Consider the following 14,486-nt stretch of genomic DNA (forward strand, 5'->3'; position numbering starts at 1 on the left):
GAGCCCCGTCGCCGCGGGGGCCGGGTCGAGAACGCATCGAGCCCCCGAGGAGCCTGCCGCGCAGGCCCCAAGGGGGCTCGTTTCCGTCTCGGAACCCTCTACTGGGCCGAGACCACGATGTCGTCGATGTTGATCAGATCGTTGTTGGCGGATGCGTCGGCCCGGAACCGGAGCTGCGCGTTGTTGCTGAACGCGACCTGCGTCGAGTCGAGGCTGATCGTCGCGTCGTAGAACGTGTTGTTGTTGAAGTCGGCGCCCCTCGCCCAGTTGGCGATCACGACCCAGCTGCTGCCGTTCCACAGCTCCACGAAGAAGTCCTCGCCGTTCTCCATGCTGCGTGCGATGAACGAGAACTCGATCTGCAGCTGGCTGTAGCCGGACAGGCTGAACGGATCGGAGTAGAACGAGGACGCCACGCCCGAGTTGTCGCGGATCTCGGCCGAGTAGCTGCCGCTGGTGGCGTAGGTCGAGTTGTTCAGCCGCTGGCAGTCCGAGCCGCCGTCGTTGTAGATGCCCCAGCCGCTATCGAAGTTGGTGGAGGACAGCACATCCCAGCCACCGGGCGGCGGCGGCGGCGGAGCGCACACCGGCTCGCCCGCGCAATCGGTGTCGTCGCAGTCCGCGGCGCCGTCGCCGTCGTCGTCGGCCCCGTTGTCGCAGACCTCGTCCGGAACCGGAGCCCCGCCCGCGCCCTCGACCGTCAGGGTCACGCCCGAGAATGCCGAGTAGGCCCGGATCATCACGTGGTAGTTGCCGCTCTGCGGGGGGTTGAACTCGCAGCTCTCGTTGTTGCCGTTGAGATACGGGCGGCAGTCGTAGTTGGTGGTGGTCGGGGCATCGTCGAAGCGCACGTAGAGATCGGCGTCGCCGGTTCCCCCGGAGATCGAGAACCGGATCGCGTCGAGACCCGACGCGTTGTACTGCGATGGGGTGAGCGTCACCACCTGACCCGCGCTCGCGCTGAGGTTGGCCTGGGTGTCGATGACCGAGTACGTGGGCGGAGGCGCCGGCGCACAGGCGCCGCTGTCGTAGAGGCAATCGAGCGCCGTGACGTCCGAGGCCGTCCACAGGCCGTTGCTGCTGACGCTATAGCACGAGTTCATCACCGAGCCGTTGATGACCGCGGTGGTCGGCGTGCCCGCGATGTGGATCGCTCCCACCCCGCCGTCGCCCTCGTTCTGCGCGAACCCGCCGCAGCTGATCGAGCGATCGTAGTAGTCGGTGTGGCGGAAGCCGATGCAGTGCCCCAGCTCGTGCTGGATCACGTGGGTGGCCACGGGCACCCCGTAGTCGGCCGCGAGGCCCTGGTCGACGTTGATCGTGGTGTACGGCATGCCCCCCGCGGGGAAGCCGGCCACGCCGCCGCCGCTGTTGTCGAGGTTGCCCGCGAGCGTCCAGGTCTTGGTGGCTGCGTTCAGCGTGCCGTTGTTGCCCGCGGTGCAGCCGGCCCCGTCGCGCGCCATCGTGAACTGCAGGTTCTGCTCGTTGTAGTGCTGGATCGCCACGTCGAGCGCCTGCAGCATCAGCGCGTTGGCCTCCCACGCCGCCGATGGATTGACGCAGATCGTCTGGACGGCCGCCGTGTTCACCGTGGCGGTCGTGCGGTACTGACGGAACTGGTCGTCACCCTCCTCGCCATCGGTGACGATCCCGGCCAGCTCGCGCGAGGCCTGCAGGGTCACCACCGCGTCGCGGCCCACCACCACCCGACCATCGTCGAGCACCATGATGTCATCCTCGGGAAACCCGGCCTCGAGCAGGTTCTCGACGATCACCTCGTGCTCGGCGAGCTTGAGCTCGGAATCACCGAGCTCGTCCTCCACGCCCGAGTAGCAGCCAACCGCGAGCATCGTCGCGACCACGCACATCCTCTTCATCATCATGTCGAACCCCGTCCCCCGGTCATCCGCGTAAGGCGCGGAACAAAAGGTACCCATCCCGCTCGGAGCATCCCGAACGTCGGTCGTTACGGGCGGAGACCTACAAGACGGGAGGGGCTGCCGCAAGGGTTCTCGGACCCCGAACTGGAGATTCGTGGGTTGTTGAGTGTGAGGTGACCGCGTTGTTGGGAATCATCCGTCAACCACGTATCCCTGGGCAACATCGTGACAGTGAAGGCATCGAGCGGCTCGATCTCACGCACCGAGTTGTTGCGTGAAGGGTCGTGACCCCTCGACTGGCCTGCATCGTCGATTAGTTCAGGCGGCTCACCGCAATGACACCCGAGTCCCGATCGTCCGACGATGAAAGTGCCGAGGCTAGCTGCTCAGCCGCGCCAGCGCGAACATGCCGTCGGTGGTGGAGAAGATGCCCCGGACCTCTCCGTCGTCCACGATGACCGCCGCGCCGTAGCGGTGCGTGCCCATCTGCAGCGCCACCTCGGACAGCGGCGTGCTCGAGGGCACGTGGTAGGGATCGCGGGTCATCGCGTCGGCCACCGTCAGCTCGTCGAGCGCGGCGCTGGTCCGCGCCTTGAGCATCGCGATGTCGCGCTCACTGAGGATCCCGACCAACCGGCTGCCCCGCATCACCGGCAGGTGCCGCACATCGAGGTCTCGCATGCGGAGGGTGGCCTCGGCCAGGTTCTGATCGTCCCCCACCGAGTAGGCGACCGGAGTCATGTGCTGGCCCACCGTCGTGCCCGCCGTCGTGCTGGTCGTGTCGTCTGCCATTGCCCGATGAGGATAGCCAAGCGACGGGCTCTCGGCGATGGCGGGTACGTCGCCGGCCATCGCCGGGGTCTGCACGATTTGCATGGGCGGTGCCCCGCCCTAGAGCGCGAGCATCAGCACCACGAAGCCCACGAGCATCGCCACGCGGCAGATCGAGTAGACGCGCAGGTAGGCGGGGTCGAGGTCCATGCCCCGAAGCTTGCGGTAGACGAGCAGCTGCATGCCGACCCCGAACACCAACGTGGCCGGCAAGATGATCCCCAGCAGCAGGCCCGAGGTCATCGCGTCCATCTGGGTCATCGCCAGGTAGATCGCGGCGATGGCCGCGAGGGGGATCAGCGAGGCGAGCCGGAACGAGGAGAATGCTTCCACCAGGCGCCCCTTGGCCTCGGTGTCGAGCTTGCGCAGGGCTCGCTCGGAAGCGATGCGCGTGGCCACGATGATCACGAGGAACAGACCAAAGCCGACCGGCGCGGGGATGATGCTCATGGTCGCAGCATACACCCGCCGCAGAGGTCCCGCGTCAGTCGCGGTCCTCGAAGTAGAGGAAGTCGATGAGGAACGTGGCCGCCAGCACCAGCGGCCGCAGGCGGGCGTCCATGCCGGGTGACATCTCCACCCCGAAGGTATCGGCGTCGGTGAACGCCTCCACGAGCAGGCCGCTCCACTTCTTGGTGATGCGGCCCACCTCTTGCCCGTCCGGCTGGAGGATGCGAAAGGTCCACGGGCGCCACAGCGGACCGTGGATCTGCGCGAGCTCGCGACCGGTGGGATCGAGGATGACGAAGCGCCGCGAGAGGAACGCGAAGCGCTGATCGATCATGCCCAGCCGCTGGCCCTGCGCATCCCGAACGTGCAGCTCGGAGAAGAACCAGGTCCACGGGCGCTCGAGCCGAAGGGCCATGCCCCCCGTGGGGTCGAGCAGATCCATGGTGAAGGGACGCCGAGCCTTGAGGAAGCTGCGGGTGATGAAGGCCCAGGCGCCGCCGCCGGTCTCGGCCGCGTAGAAGGCCGTCTGCCCGTCGGGGAGCTGGATCGCGTAGCGGTTCTTGGTCTCGAAGTCGGTGAAGACCTCGAGTAGCTCCTTTTGCTGGCGAATGACGAGGGCGGAAGCACGGGCCAGCACGGGGAGATTGGACATGGCCAAGCCATGGTAGATCGACCGCGGGACGAGGTGCGCCTGTCGAGCCTCGGCTCACCCGCGGCGACGGGCGAGTCCCGTCCCTCCGAGCACCACGAGCGCGAGTGAGCCGGCCCAGGACCATCCCTGCCCCCCGGATGGCGCGGCTCGGCACGCGCACCCCTTGTCGTCCGCGTCATCGTCGAGCGACGTCCCGCCCGAGCCACCGGCCTCGGCTCCGCCCGCGGTGCCACTGCCGGCCCCCGTCGTCGAGCCGGCCGAGTCGTCGTTGCCCGAGCCGGCACCACCCGAGCCTCCGGTGCTGCCGGCCGACCCGCACTGGGCCCCGCCGCCGCTCTCCTCGCACAGCTCGGGGCAGACCTCCACCTCCATGGTCGAGCCGCCGTCCTCGAGGCACTGCATGATGGTGTCGGCCACGCAGATCGTCTCGCCGGGGGTGCAGTGGTCGTTCAAGCAGAAGCCGTTGACGCCGCAGTACTGCTCCTCGAGGCAGTGCTCGGCGTCCACGCACTGCACGCAGAACCCGGTGTCGGGGTGGCAGAGGGTCTGGTCGTTCGCCCCCTCGCAGTCACCATCGACCTCGCAGGCGTCGCGGCACGTCCCCGTGGGCGTGCACCCCCAGCCCTCCGGACAGTCGTCGGGGCCCAGGCACGCAACGCACTCGCCGGTCTCCACGTTGCACAGCGGCGTGTCGACGAAGCAATCGGCATCGGTCATGCACGGAGGGGGCGAGCCGATGTCGAACCGAAGCGGCTCCTCGTAGAGATCGGGACCATCGACCAGTAGCAACAGGGCGCACGCGAGCGGAAACGAGAGCATGGGTGGACCTCCATCGGGAGACGACACGAGGGCCGCCGCACGGCTCACGAGTCTCGAGCCAGCCCTCAGGCTACCACTTCGCCCATGCACATGCGCCGAGGCAGCCGCCCTCCACGGTCTCCTCGGCTGGTGCGCCGTGCCCCCTCGCCCGAAGGGGCGCATGCGCACGCCTGCGGCCCTCGCATCCGGCCGCGACCGCGATCGAGGTCCTCTGCCCGACCTTCGCTCGCTCCGGCACGCGCATTGCAGTCCGAACGGCTCGAGACCTCACCAACACGAGGAGACAGGATTCATGCAGGAACCAACGAGACGTGGAGCATGGGAAGGCGCGGCGTTCGGCCTCGTAGCCGGCATCGTCATGGGGGTGGCCGAGATCATCGCGGCGATGGCCGCGGGGCTTCGCCCGCTGCTGCCGCTACGCATGGCGGCCAGCGTGGTGATCGGCCCCGAAGCGCTCACCACCACCACCGTCGCAGGCGCCATCGTGGCCGGGGTCGTCGTGCACTTGCTGGCCTCGACCTTGTTCGGCGCGATCTATGGCCTGGTCAACTCGAGCTTCTCCCAGGAGACCGAGACCAGCTACGCCCGCCAGGCCGGGCTGGGCATGCTGTACGGCGTGGCGCTGTGGATCGCGACCTTCCAGATCATCGCGCGCATCGCCTACCCGTGGTTCCTCGACACGTCGCAGGGCCTTCAGGTGGTGCTCCACGCGCTGACGTTCGGCCTGCCGCTTGCGCTGATGTATGCGCTCGCGGAGCGGCGCGTGCAGCTGGTCCGCCCGCAGGCGACCACGGCCTGATCACCACCACGACCGCACGGGCCGCCCGAGAGACCGCACGCCCGAGCTCAGCGCTCGGGCCACAGCCACGCGGCCCCGCGCACGCCGCTGCTGTCGCCATGAGCGGCGGGGCGCAGGGCCGTGTCGACGCGATCGGAGAACACCCACGCCCCCCAGCGCTGGGGGACCGCCTCGTAGAGCCACCGGATGTTCGAGACCCCGCCTCCGAGCACGATCGCGTCCGGATCGAGCACGTTGATCACCGACGCCAGCGCGCGCGCGAGGCGATCGGCATGGCGCTCGAGGGTCTCACGCGCGAGCGGCTCGCCCCGCGCGGCCGCGGCCGCGAGCTCGGCTCCATCGGTGCGTGCACCCCCGCGGGTCACGTGATCGCGCAGCAGCCCCGGCCCCGACAGGAACGTCTCGATGCAGCCATGACGGCCGCAGTAGCACGCAGGCCCCGGCCGCTCGTCGTCGGTGGGCCAGGGCAAGGGATTGTGACCCCACTCCCCCGCGATCGCGTTGCGACCGGCCAATGGACGGCCCGACACCACGATGCCCCCGCCCACGCCGGTGCCCAGGATCACCCCGAACACGACCTCGGCCCCGGCCGCCGCGCCGTCGCTGGCCTCGGACAGGGCGAAGCAGTTGGCGTCGTTGCTCAGCCGCACCGGTCGCTGCAGGGCCTGCTCGAGGTCCTCCTGCAGCGGGCGGCCGATGAGGCAAGTGGTGTTCGAGTTCTTGATCCGCCCCGTGGCGGGCGACACGGCGCCCGGCGTGCCGATGCCCACCGAGGCGCGGGCACCACCGAGCTCGGCCTCGACGCCGTGCACCAGACCCACCAGGGCGTCGACGATCCGCGCGTAGACCTCCTCGGGGCGGTCCTCGGGAGCGAACGCCCTCGGGGTCGGGATGCGACGGCGGACCACCTCGGTCCCCGCGGAGTCGAGGGCGACGATCTCGATCTTGGTGCCTCCGAGGTCGATGCCGATGCGCATGAGGCCACACGGTCGCGCGCAGGCTCGCCGAGGTCAACGCCATCCGCGCCCTTGATCACGCTCCTGACCTTCGCCGACGATCCTGGCAGTCCCATGCCCGCCACCGCCCAACGCCTCGTCCTTGCCTCCTCGCTGCTGACCGCGTGCACGGGCAACGCCGCCAACGAGCCGGCCCAGGCGGCCTCGCCCGAGGCCCGCGACCCCGATCACGCGCTCAAGGACACCAGCCCGCCCGTGCCCGACGACAAGCCCGACGCCAAGGCCGAGGACCCCGCCCCCGATTCCACCGCCGCCTCGACCCGCACGTGGACCTTCGACGACGCGCTCCCGGGGCAGGTTCCCGCGGGCATCCGCCTGACCGAGACGGGAGGCCTGGGCACCCCGGCCACCTGGGCCGTCGTCGCCGACGACTCGGCTCCCACCAAGCCGCATGCATTCGGGGTCACCGAGTCCAAGAACACCAAGAAGACCTACAACCTCGCGCTGTTCGAGGGCACCCGCTACGGTGACGTCGACCTGCAGGTGATGCTCCGCGCGGTGTCGGGGCAGCTCAACGGGGGCGGCGGTCCGATCTGGCGGGTGGAGGACGAGAACAACTACTACATCGCGCGCTGGGACCCGACCGAGGACAACGCCTATCTCTACGTGGTGCGAAGCGGCAACCGTACCGCGCTGGCCACCGTCGACCTGCAGCTCGACCACGAGGCCTGGCACGCGCTGCGGGTGGTGACCGAGGGGCCGCGCATCCAGCTCTACATCGACGACGCGCTGGTGCTCTCGGCCGAGGACTCCGCGCTGACCGAGCCGGGGATGATCGGACTGTGGACCAAGTCCGACGGGGCCACGCTGTTCGATGACGTCTCGGTGGGGACGCCGTGAGCCACTCGGCCCGGAACGAGCCCTACCCCCCGTTCTTGGCGTACATCTCGAAGCGCTCCGCCTTCACCGAGGTCTCCACGTAGCGCACGGTGCCCGTGCTCGAGCGCATCGCCAGCGTCTGCAGGAACAGGCGGTCGCCCACGCGGCGCACGCCCTTGAGTAGGGGGCCGGTGGTCACACCGGTGGCCACGAAGATCACCTCGCCTCGCACCAGGTCGTCGAGCTCGAGGTACTGGTCGGGGTCCTTCATGCCCATGTCGATCGCACGGTCTCGCTCGGCCTCGCTGCGCCAGTTCATCCGCCCCTTGAAGCAGCCGCCCAGGCAGTGCAGCGCCGATGCGGCCAGCACCCCCTCGGGGGCGCCGCCGGTGCCGTAGACCATGTCGATCCCCGTCTCGGGCATGCAGGTCGCGATCGCCGGGGCCACGTCGCCGTCGGAGATGAGGAACACCCGTGCCCCGGCCTCGCGCAGCTCGCGGACCAAGCCCTCGTGGCGGTCGCGCTCGAGCACCACCACCGTGATCCCGCTGGGCTTGCGCCCCTTGGCGGCCGCCAGCGCGCGTACGTTCTCGGCCGGGCTCTTGCGCAGCGAGACCACGCCGTGCCCCTCGGGACCGGTGGCGATCTTGTCCATGTAGGTGTCGGGCGCGTTGAGCAGGTGGCCGCGAGCCGCCACCGCCAGCACCGCCAGCGCGCCGGGACGACCCTCGGCGCACAGGTTGGTGCCCTCGAGCGGATCGACGGCGATGTCGACCTCGGGCAGGTCGTCGCGACCCGGCCCCACTTGCTCACCGATGTAGAGCATGGGGGCCTCGTCGCGCTCGCCCTCGCCGATCACCACCGTGCCGCGGATCGGCACGCGATCGAACGCGTTGCGCATCGCCGACACCGCGCGCGCGTCGGCTTCGTCCTTGGCTCCGTGCCCGACCAGGTGCGAGCAAGCGATCGCCGCCGACTCGGTCACGCGCACGAACTCGAGCACCAACCGTCGATCCATCATCTGCCGGGTCTCTCTTCCACCCGGCCGCTCGACCAGGTGCCCCCGGTATACCGAAGAATCCGGGCCAGCGCCGTCGATCGAGCGTACATGCGAACGCGAGCAAACGCTCGGCCCGCCTTCAGCCATCCTCGGACGGCGCGACCGTGGGGCCGCCGGGCATCCGAGCCGACGCTCGACCCAACGACTGGATCGCCCGCAGGCGCTCGACCAGCGCCTCGGGCATCGCAGCCGGCCGCCCGGAGTCACGGCGCACGCAGCAGTGGCGGGTCTCGGCGCGCAGCAGCTCCACCGCCTCCGCGTTCGGGGTCGCCGCCCGATGGCCGGGCTCCACCACCACCCGATACTGGAAGTTCACGCGCACGTGGGTCACCCGCGACAGCGCGGCATGGATGCTGATCCGATCGTCGTAGAGCCCCGGTGAGGTGAAGCTCACCCCGATCTCGGTCAGCGGAAGGGCCAGCCCCTCGGCTTCCATCCACGTGTAGGGCAGCCCCTCGCTGCGCAGCATCTCCACCCGCGCCAGCTCGAGGTAGCGGAAGTAGGACGCGTGGTAGACGATGCCCATCTTGTCGGTGTCGGCGTAGAGGATCCGCGCCTGCGCCACGCATCGCAGCGCCGTCTCGTCGATCTGGGGGGTGAAGCTGGTTCGTCCGGACATGATGGTGGCCGCCCTCAGGGGAATTCGAACCGCAGCGCGCCCTTGGGCGCCTGGGCTCGCCAGCGCTGGCGCACCGCCTCGAGCTCGGCGCGAATCTCGGTGACGAGCGCGACCGAGAGCGCGGGGGCCGGGGCCCCGGTCGATGACACCTGCGCATGCAGCATCTGCAAGAGCGCGGCATCGTCGAGCTCGGCCAGGCTCCAGGGAGCCCCGGCGAGCGCCTCCGCGAGGTACAGCTCGCGGAGATCGTCACCGAAGCCCGCATACTTGCCCTTGCCGCCCTCGCGGTTGGCGGCAGCGTTGATCCGTGCCACGTCGACCCCGTCGGCGACCCGGCCCCAGAAGCCCTGGCGCAGGCCGAAGCGGCGCTCGAGCAGCAGGTGGACGAGATCGTGGGGCAGGCCCTCCCCGTAGCTGGGGAAGCTCCACGAAACCTCGGTGCCATCGTCGCGGACCACGTAGATGCGATCGGGAGCGTCGGGGTGGCGAACGAAGGTGATCTGCACGGTGGTGCCCGTCCGGGCGTACGGTAGCAAAGGCACGGGGGGCCCACCAAACGAGGCCCGCGCGTCGAGTCCACAGCTCGCTCCAGGCGGCCCGATCTCGGCCGATCGACGAAGACTTCGTAACCGAGTCGAGATCGGCGACGATGGAGCCCACACGCCATGGGATTGCTCGTCGAAGGCCAGTGGAAGAGCGACGATTTCGGCACGTACACCGAGGGCCGCTTCGTCCGAGCCGACTCGTGCTTCCGCGGCACCGTCACCGCGGACGGCTCATCGGGCTTCTCGGCCGAGCCCGGTCGCTACCACCTCTATGTCTCACCCGCCTGCGGATGGTCGCACCGCACCCAGCTGTTCCAGCGACTGCGGGGGCTCGACGACGTGGTGTCGACGTCGAAGGTCGAGGCGTACATGGGCGAGCGCGGCTGGACGTTCTCCGAGCCCGGCACCGCCGCCGCCGACCCCATCGCGGGGCGGAGGTTCCTGCACGAGGTCTACACCGCCGCCAAGCCCGACTACACGGGGCGGGTGACCGTACCCGTGCTGTGGGATCGACGCACGCAGACCATCGTGAGCAACGAGTCGCTCGACATCTGCCGCGCATTCGACCGGGCCTTCACCGTGCGCGGGGAGACCCGGCTCGGCCCGTTGTTCCCCGACGAGGGCTCGCCGGAGGAGTCGGAGCACCAGGCGATGATCGAGGCGAACTACCACGCGCTCAACAACGGCGTGTACCGGGCCGGCTTCGCCAAGAGCCAGGAGGCGTACGAAGAGGCCGCGCGCGCCGTGTTCGAGCGGCTCGACGCGCTCGAGCCACTGCTGGGGCAGCGGCGCTACCTGTGCGGCGAGCGGATCACCGCCGCCGACCTGTTCCTGTTTCCCACCCTGTTTCGCTTCGATGCCGTCTACCACACGCACTTCAAGTGCAACCTGCGGCGGCTGGTCGACTACCCCAACCTGTGGGGGTACACGCGGGAGCTCTACCAGCTGCCCGGGGTGCGGGAGGACTGCGAGCTGGAGGAGACCAAGGTGCACTACTACACGAGCCACCCGTCGGTGAATCCGCGGGGGACGATTCCGATCGGGCCGGAGCTCGACTTCGAACAGCCGCACGGACGGGGGCGGCTGGGCGGAGGGTGAGCGGCAGGTGCCCGGGCCTCGTCAATCCACCGGATCCGGCGGCAGGATCCGCAGTCGATGCGTCGGCGCCAGCACGTCGTCGAAGGCATCCAACGCCCGTAGCGCCGCTTGCAGCTCGTGCTCCTCGACCGTCTCGGTGAGGATGACCATGTCCACCGGCTCGTTCTCGCCGGGCGTGTCCTGGTTCATGCGCTGGATGCTGACGCCGTGCGCACCCAGGCAGCTCGCCACGCGGCCGAGCACGCCGGGCACGTTGGGCACGTGCACGCACAGATAGTTCTCGCTGCGCTCGCCGTCGAGGGGCTTGGGGGTGGCCTCCTCGACCCGCGCGAACGCCTGCGGTGGGGGGCGACCCTCGGCGAACGACTGCAGGCCGCGGCACACCTCGATGATGTCGGAGACCACGGCGGCGCCGGTGGGCATGCGGCCCGCCCCGCGACCATAGTAGAGGCTGCGGCCCAGGGCGCGCGACTCGACCTGCACGGCGTTGTAGGGGCCGTGCACGTCGGCGAGCAGGCTGCCGCGCGGGACCATGGCGGGAAACACCGCCAGCAGGGGGCCGTCGGGATCGTTGCGCGCCACGGCCACGCTCTTGACGACCCAGCCGAATTCGCGGGCCATCTGGTGCTCGAAGGGACGGATCCGCGTGATGCCCTCGGTGGGGATCGCCGATGGATCCACGCGCACACCGAAGCTCACCAGGGCCAGCAGCGCGAGCTTCTGCGCGGCATCGATGCCCTCGACGTCGGCGGCGGGATCGGCCTCGGCGTAGCCCGCCGCCTGGGCGGCCGCGAGCGCGTCGTCGTAGGTCGAGCCCTGGCGCGCCATCGCATCGAGGATGTAGTTCGAGGTGCCGTTGACGATCCCCTGCAGACGCAGGATCTCGTCGCTGGCCAGACCCTCCCGTAGGCTGCGCAGGATCGGGATCCCGCCCGCCACCGAGGCCTCGAAGAACACCGACACCCCGCAGCGCGCGGCCTCGCCGAAGATCTCCCGACCGTGCAGGCCCAGCAGCGCCTTGTTGGCGGTGACCACGTGCTTGCCGCGGCGGATCGCATCGAGCACGTAGGAGCGCGCGGGCTCGATCCCACCGATGAGTTCCACGACCACCCGCACGTCGGGGTCGGCGAGCACTTCGTCGGCCACCGTCGTGAGCAAGTCGTCGGGCACGTTCACGTCGCGGCCGCGGGCCTTGTCGCGCACCAGCACCCGCTTGACCTGGACACGCGCGCCGAGCCGCCGCTCGATGCTCTCGCGGTTCTCCTGCAGGATGCGAACGACGCCGCCGCCCACGTTGCCCGCGCCCAACAGACCAATGGCAATGGTCCTCATCGATGGGCGAAGCTAGCTCAGCGCTCCGCGGCGGCGGAAGGGGGCGAGGCTGCGAGGGCCCGCGAAGGCCCCTGACGCCAGTGGAGCGCGGGATTGGACCATCACGGCGGCTCGCCGGAAAATGGCCGGATCCGCGGACGAAGTTCGGCGCGGGCCTGCTACCGTGCGGTGGTGCAGGAGGCAGGGGCCACGGCGACGCCGGTGGACGCGGTGCGAGCGGCGTGGTGGCGGGTGGTGCTGACGGCCGCGGTGCTCGCTGCCGTGTGGTGGCCCGCGCGACCCGGCGGGACGGATGGCTTTCCGCTCTCGACGTACCCGATGTTCGGCTACGCACGGGCGCCCACCTCGGTGGTGGAGACGGCGCTGGGGGTGGATGCAGCCGGGCGGAAGCACACGCTGCGACCGGTGGTGATCGTGGGCACGAGCCACCCCAAGCTCGCGCTGGCCACGGTGAAGCGGGCGGTGGCACAGCGACGGACGGAGGGACTGTGCCGGGAGATCGCGGCGCGAGCAGCCGCGCTGCCGGAGGAGGAGCGACCGGTGGCGATCGAGGTGGCCACGGAGACCTGGGACACGCTCGCTGCCTTCGCGCCCGGGGCCGAGCCGCAGCGGCGGAAGGTGCATGCGCGCTGCGAGGTGAGCCGTGGCGGGTGAGCGCCCGCTCGAGCGCGGACTGCTGCGGCTGTCTGCGTGGCTCGCCCCGGTGATGCCGGCGTCGAGGCTGGCGCTGGTGCGCGTGGTGGTGGGGCTGTACGCCTGCGTGTGGCTGGCCATGGTCGCGCCCGACCTGATGCGTCGCTCGGCGCTCGGCGCCGCGAAGTTCGAGCCGCTGGGGATCGCAACGTGGTCGGGCATGGTCGCGCCGGGGGTGGTGATGGCGGTCATCGGCGTCACCGGGGGGTTGGGAATCGCGATGGTGCTGGGGCTCGGCCATCGTGGTCTGCGGCGCGCGGTGGGACCCGCGTTCGCAGTGGGGGTGCTGTGGCTGGCGTCGTATCGCAACAGCTGGGGGCACCTCTCGCATGGCGAGCACCTGATGGTGCTGCAGCTGCTGGTGCTGGCGGTGGCGCCGACGACCGATGCGGTGCGGGTGCGGTGGCCAGGGGGCAAGGACGTGCGCGCGGGAGACGAGCAGCAGCCGCGGGAGAGCGAGCGCTACGGGTGGCCGCTGCGGGTGATCATGCTGGTGACCGTGTCGACCTATGCGATCGCCGGCCTCGCCAAGCTGCGCGGCGCCGGGTGGGCGTGGATCTCGGGCGAAGCGGTCCGCCTGCACGTGGGACACGAGGCCCTGCGGATGACGCTGGTGGGCGAGTCGGGGTGGTCGCTCGGCGCGTGGCTGCTGCCGCATGCGTGGGTGTTCACCGCGGCGGCGGTGGGGACGGTGGTGCTCGAGCTGGGGGCGCCGATCGGGCTGCGGCGCGGGTGGGTGGGGATCGGGTGGATCGCGGGGCTATGGGCGATGCACGTCGGGATCTGGGTGGTGATGGGGATCGGGTTTCCGTATCCGCTGTCCGGTGTGGCGTTCGCGGCCTGGCTGCCGCTCGAGCGGGTTCTGACGCCCATCCGACGGCTCATCGGCGGTAGGTCGTCCGACGCTCGCCGCTGATCCTCGTGCACGCGGCCACGAGCACGTCGAAGCGCTCCGGCCAGGTGAGCACCACCGCGACCGAGTCGCACAGCGCTTGCCATTGCTCGCCACGCGCGGGCCGGCGCTCGACACAGAGCACCGCCACGCACGGATCGTCGGTGGCCTCGCGCCAGCGGTCGCGGTACCAGAGGATCTGTCCCAGGCCCAGCCGAAGCTGAGTCTCTTCGCCGATCGCGGGCAGGCTCTTGACCTCGACGATCACCGTCAGCGGGTCGCGCCTGGCTCCCAGATCGTAGAGGAGCTCGGGCTTGGTGCCCTCGTGGACGGAGAAGCCATTGGCTTCGAGGTGCTGGGCCAGTGCGATCCTAGTGCTCTCATGAGCACCATTGGCCCGGTCGTATGCAAGGGGATCCACCCATCGCGCCTCGCTCTTGCGCTCGACGATCTCGGGTCGGGGTACGAACGCTCCAAGGAGTTCGTCGCCCGAGACCTTGCGGGATGGCCGAATCCTGGCCTCGCGGGCCACGCTGTTCGGAGCGAGGGTCGAAGGGGCTCCCGACTCCAGCGTGCCCGTGATCTCGGCGGCGCGGCGATCCAACGCGTCTCGATCATCGATGTACCGTGCCCAGATCTGCTGGTGCCACTTCGACGGCTTGCCCAGCCCCCGGTGCTGGGTAGGGTCGTCGAGGTCCAGGAACTTGCTGAGCTGCATCTCCATCCCAGCCGGATTGCGAAACTTCTCGGAGACGCTCCGGCCATCGCGCCGGGCCAAACGCCGTAGGGTCTCGCTCAACGCGATCACCTCGGGATTGCCCTTGCTCAGCCGCTCGTTGCGATGCGCGAGGTAGAGAGCCAAGGCCAGCACCTGCTCATCCTCGAGCCACTCGTCCTCGCTCTTCGCCACGGCTGGTACAGTTGTGTACCAGGTGCGGACCGCGCAGGGGCGCGATTCCGCACCGAGCCGCTACCACTCGA

Annotated in this window: 16 protein-coding genes; 5 read left to right on the top strand and 11 right to left on the bottom strand. The window is 69.9% G+C overall.

Going from position 1 to position 14,486, the window contains the following annotated elements; translation table 11 throughout:
* Positions 1-98: 98 nt before the first annotated feature.
* From OEB96_RS22725 to OEB96_RS22745, 5 genes are all read right to left on the bottom strand, one after another.
* On the bottom strand, positions 99-1,883 hold the full coding sequence (locus tag OEB96_RS22725) for a M57 family metalloprotease (protein WP_266218745.1): 1,785 nt from the start codon (positions 1,881-1,883) through the stop codon (positions 99-101).
* Between the two features lie 375 nt (positions 1,884-2,258).
* Positions 2,259-2,672 carry a CBS domain-containing protein gene (locus tag OEB96_RS22730; RefSeq protein ID WP_266218746.1) on the bottom strand — a complete coding sequence of 138 codons (414 nt, stop codon included), beginning with the start codon at positions 2,670-2,672 and terminating at the stop codon, positions 2,259-2,261.
* Between the two features lie 99 nt (positions 2,673-2,771).
* Entirely contained in the window at positions 2,772-3,161 is a 390-nt protein-coding gene (locus OEB96_RS22735) for a hypothetical protein (RefSeq protein WP_266218748.1), read from the bottom strand.
* A gap of 34 nt (positions 3,162-3,195) precedes the next feature.
* Positions 3,196-3,813 carry a phospholipid scramblase-related protein gene (locus tag OEB96_RS22740; RefSeq protein WP_266218750.1) on the bottom strand — a complete coding sequence of 206 codons (618 nt, stop codon included), beginning with the start codon at positions 3,811-3,813 and terminating at the stop codon, positions 3,196-3,198.
* Between the two features lie 54 nt (positions 3,814-3,867).
* Positions 3,868-4,632: an MYXO-CTERM sorting domain-containing protein gene (locus tag OEB96_RS22745; protein WP_266218752.1), complete on the bottom strand. Its 765-nt coding sequence runs from the start codon at positions 4,630-4,632 to the stop codon at positions 3,868-3,870.
* A 292-nt stretch (positions 4,633-4,924) separates the two neighbouring features.
* Here OEB96_RS22745 and OEB96_RS22750 point away from each other — a divergent pair, with 292 nt between their 5' ends.
* On the top strand, positions 4,925-5,431 hold the full coding sequence (locus tag OEB96_RS22750; protein ID WP_266218753.1) for a hypothetical protein: 507 nt from the start codon (positions 4,925-4,927) through the stop codon (positions 5,429-5,431).
* Between the two features lie 47 nt (positions 5,432-5,478).
* Here OEB96_RS22750 and OEB96_RS22755 read toward each other — a convergent pair whose 3' ends face one another.
* Positions 5,479-6,408, bottom strand: a complete 930-nt coding sequence (locus OEB96_RS22755; protein WP_266218755.1) for an ROK family protein — start codon at positions 6,406-6,408, stop codon at positions 5,479-5,481.
* Positions 6,409-6,501: 93 nt separating this feature from the next.
* Between OEB96_RS22755 and OEB96_RS22760 the strand changes: the two genes are divergently transcribed.
* Positions 6,502-7,287 (top strand): hypothetical protein, encoded by a 786-nt coding sequence (locus OEB96_RS22760; protein WP_266218757.1) that lies wholly within the window; start codon positions 6,502-6,504, stop codon positions 7,285-7,287.
* A gap of 22 nt (positions 7,288-7,309) precedes the next feature.
* Here OEB96_RS22760 and glpX read toward each other — a convergent pair whose 3' ends face one another.
* The 3 genes from glpX to OEB96_RS22775 all read right to left on the bottom strand — a co-directional run bounded on the left by glpX (position 7,310) and on the right by OEB96_RS22775 (position 9,487).
* Positions 7,310-8,287, bottom strand: a complete 978-nt coding sequence (gene glpX, locus OEB96_RS22765; protein ID WP_456320261.1) for a class II fructose-bisphosphatase — start codon at positions 8,285-8,287, stop codon at positions 7,310-7,312.
* 118 nt (positions 8,288-8,405) lie between these two features.
* Positions 8,406-8,945: an acyl-CoA thioesterase gene (locus OEB96_RS22770; RefSeq protein ID WP_266218758.1), complete on the bottom strand. Its 540-nt coding sequence runs from the start codon at positions 8,943-8,945 to the stop codon at positions 8,406-8,408.
* 14 nt (positions 8,946-8,959) lie between these two features.
* A complete protein-coding gene (locus OEB96_RS22775) occupies positions 8,960-9,487 on the bottom strand; it encodes a hypothetical protein (RefSeq protein ID WP_266218760.1) in 528 nt (175 codons plus the stop codon).
* 123 nt (positions 9,488-9,610) lie between these two features.
* Between OEB96_RS22775 and OEB96_RS22780 the strand changes: the two genes are divergently transcribed.
* Positions 9,611-10,588: a glutathione S-transferase family protein gene (locus OEB96_RS22780; protein ID WP_266218761.1), complete on the top strand. Its 978-nt coding sequence runs from the start codon at positions 9,611-9,613 to the stop codon at positions 10,586-10,588.
* A 21-nt stretch (positions 10,589-10,609) separates the two neighbouring features.
* Here OEB96_RS22780 and OEB96_RS22785 read toward each other — a convergent pair whose 3' ends face one another.
* Positions 10,610-11,920 carry a homoserine dehydrogenase gene (locus OEB96_RS22785; protein ID WP_266218763.1) on the bottom strand — a complete coding sequence of 437 codons (1,311 nt, stop codon included), beginning with the start codon at positions 11,918-11,920 and terminating at the stop codon, positions 10,610-10,612.
* Between the two features lie 171 nt (positions 11,921-12,091).
* Here OEB96_RS22785 and OEB96_RS22790 point away from each other — a divergent pair, with 171 nt between their 5' ends.
* Both OEB96_RS22790 and OEB96_RS22795 read left to right on the top strand, forming a co-directional pair.
* Entirely contained in the window at positions 12,092-12,574 is a 483-nt protein-coding gene (locus OEB96_RS22790; RefSeq protein ID WP_266218764.1) for a hypothetical protein, read from the top strand.
* Positions 12,564-13,529 (top strand): hypothetical protein, encoded by a 966-nt coding sequence (locus tag OEB96_RS22795; protein ID WP_266218765.1) that lies wholly within the window; start codon positions 12,564-12,566, stop codon positions 13,527-13,529. The genes OEB96_RS22790 and OEB96_RS22795 overlap by 11 nt, the downstream gene beginning before the upstream one ends.
* Here the strand turns inward: OEB96_RS22795 and OEB96_RS22800 are convergent.
* Entirely contained in the window at positions 13,495-14,415 is a 921-nt protein-coding gene (locus OEB96_RS22800; protein WP_266218767.1) for a hypothetical protein, read from the bottom strand. The two genes, OEB96_RS22795 and OEB96_RS22800, sit on opposite strands and share 35 nt — an antisense overlap.
* Between the last annotated feature and the right edge of the window lie 71 nt (positions 14,416-14,486).

Source organism: Paraliomyxa miuraensis, from assembly GCF_026337845.1.
GTDB lineage: Bacteria > Myxococcota_A > Polyangia > Nannocystales > Nannocystaceae > Paraliomyxa > Paraliomyxa miuraensis.

Coding starts and splice junctions, on each gene's coding strand:
- OEB96_RS22755 (WP_266218755.1), bottom strand. CDS start 6,408: ATGCGCATCGGCATCGACCTCGGAGGCACCAAGATCGAGATCGTCGCC.
- glpX (WP_456320261.1), bottom strand. CDS start 8,287: ATGATGGATCGACGGTTGGTGCTCGAGTTCGTGCGCGTGACCGAGTCG.
- OEB96_RS22785 (WP_266218763.1), bottom strand. CDS start 11,920: ATGAGGACCATTGCCATTGGTCTGTTGGGCGCGGGCAACGTGGGCGGC.
- OEB96_RS22730 (WP_266218746.1), bottom strand. CDS start 2,672: ATGGCAGACGACACGACCAGCACGACGGCGGGCACGACGGTGGGCCAG.
- OEB96_RS22735 (WP_266218748.1), bottom strand. CDS start 3,161: ATGAGCATCATCCCCGCGCCGGTCGGCTTTGGTCTGTTCCTCGTGATC.
- OEB96_RS22770 (WP_266218758.1), bottom strand. CDS start 8,945: ATGTCCGGACGAACCAGCTTCACCCCCCAGATCGACGAGACGGCGCTG.
- OEB96_RS22750 (WP_266218753.1), top strand. CDS start 4,925: ATGCAGGAACCAACGAGACGTGGAGCATGGGAAGGCGCGGCGTTCGGC.
- OEB96_RS22745 (WP_266218752.1), bottom strand. CDS start 4,632: ATGCTCTCGTTTCCGCTCGCGTGCGCCCTGTTGCTACTGGTCGATGGT.
- OEB96_RS22780 (WP_266218761.1), top strand. CDS start 9,611: ATGGGATTGCTCGTCGAAGGCCAGTGGAAGAGCGACGATTTCGGCACG.
- OEB96_RS22760 (WP_266218757.1), top strand. CDS start 6,502: ATGCCCGCCACCGCCCAACGCCTCGTCCTTGCCTCCTCGCTGCTGACC.
- OEB96_RS22740 (WP_266218750.1), bottom strand. CDS start 3,813: ATGTCCAATCTCCCCGTGCTGGCCCGTGCTTCCGCCCTCGTCATTCGC.
- OEB96_RS22725 (WP_266218745.1), bottom strand. CDS start 1,883: ATGATGATGAAGAGGATGTGCGTGGTCGCGACGATGCTCGCGGTTGGC.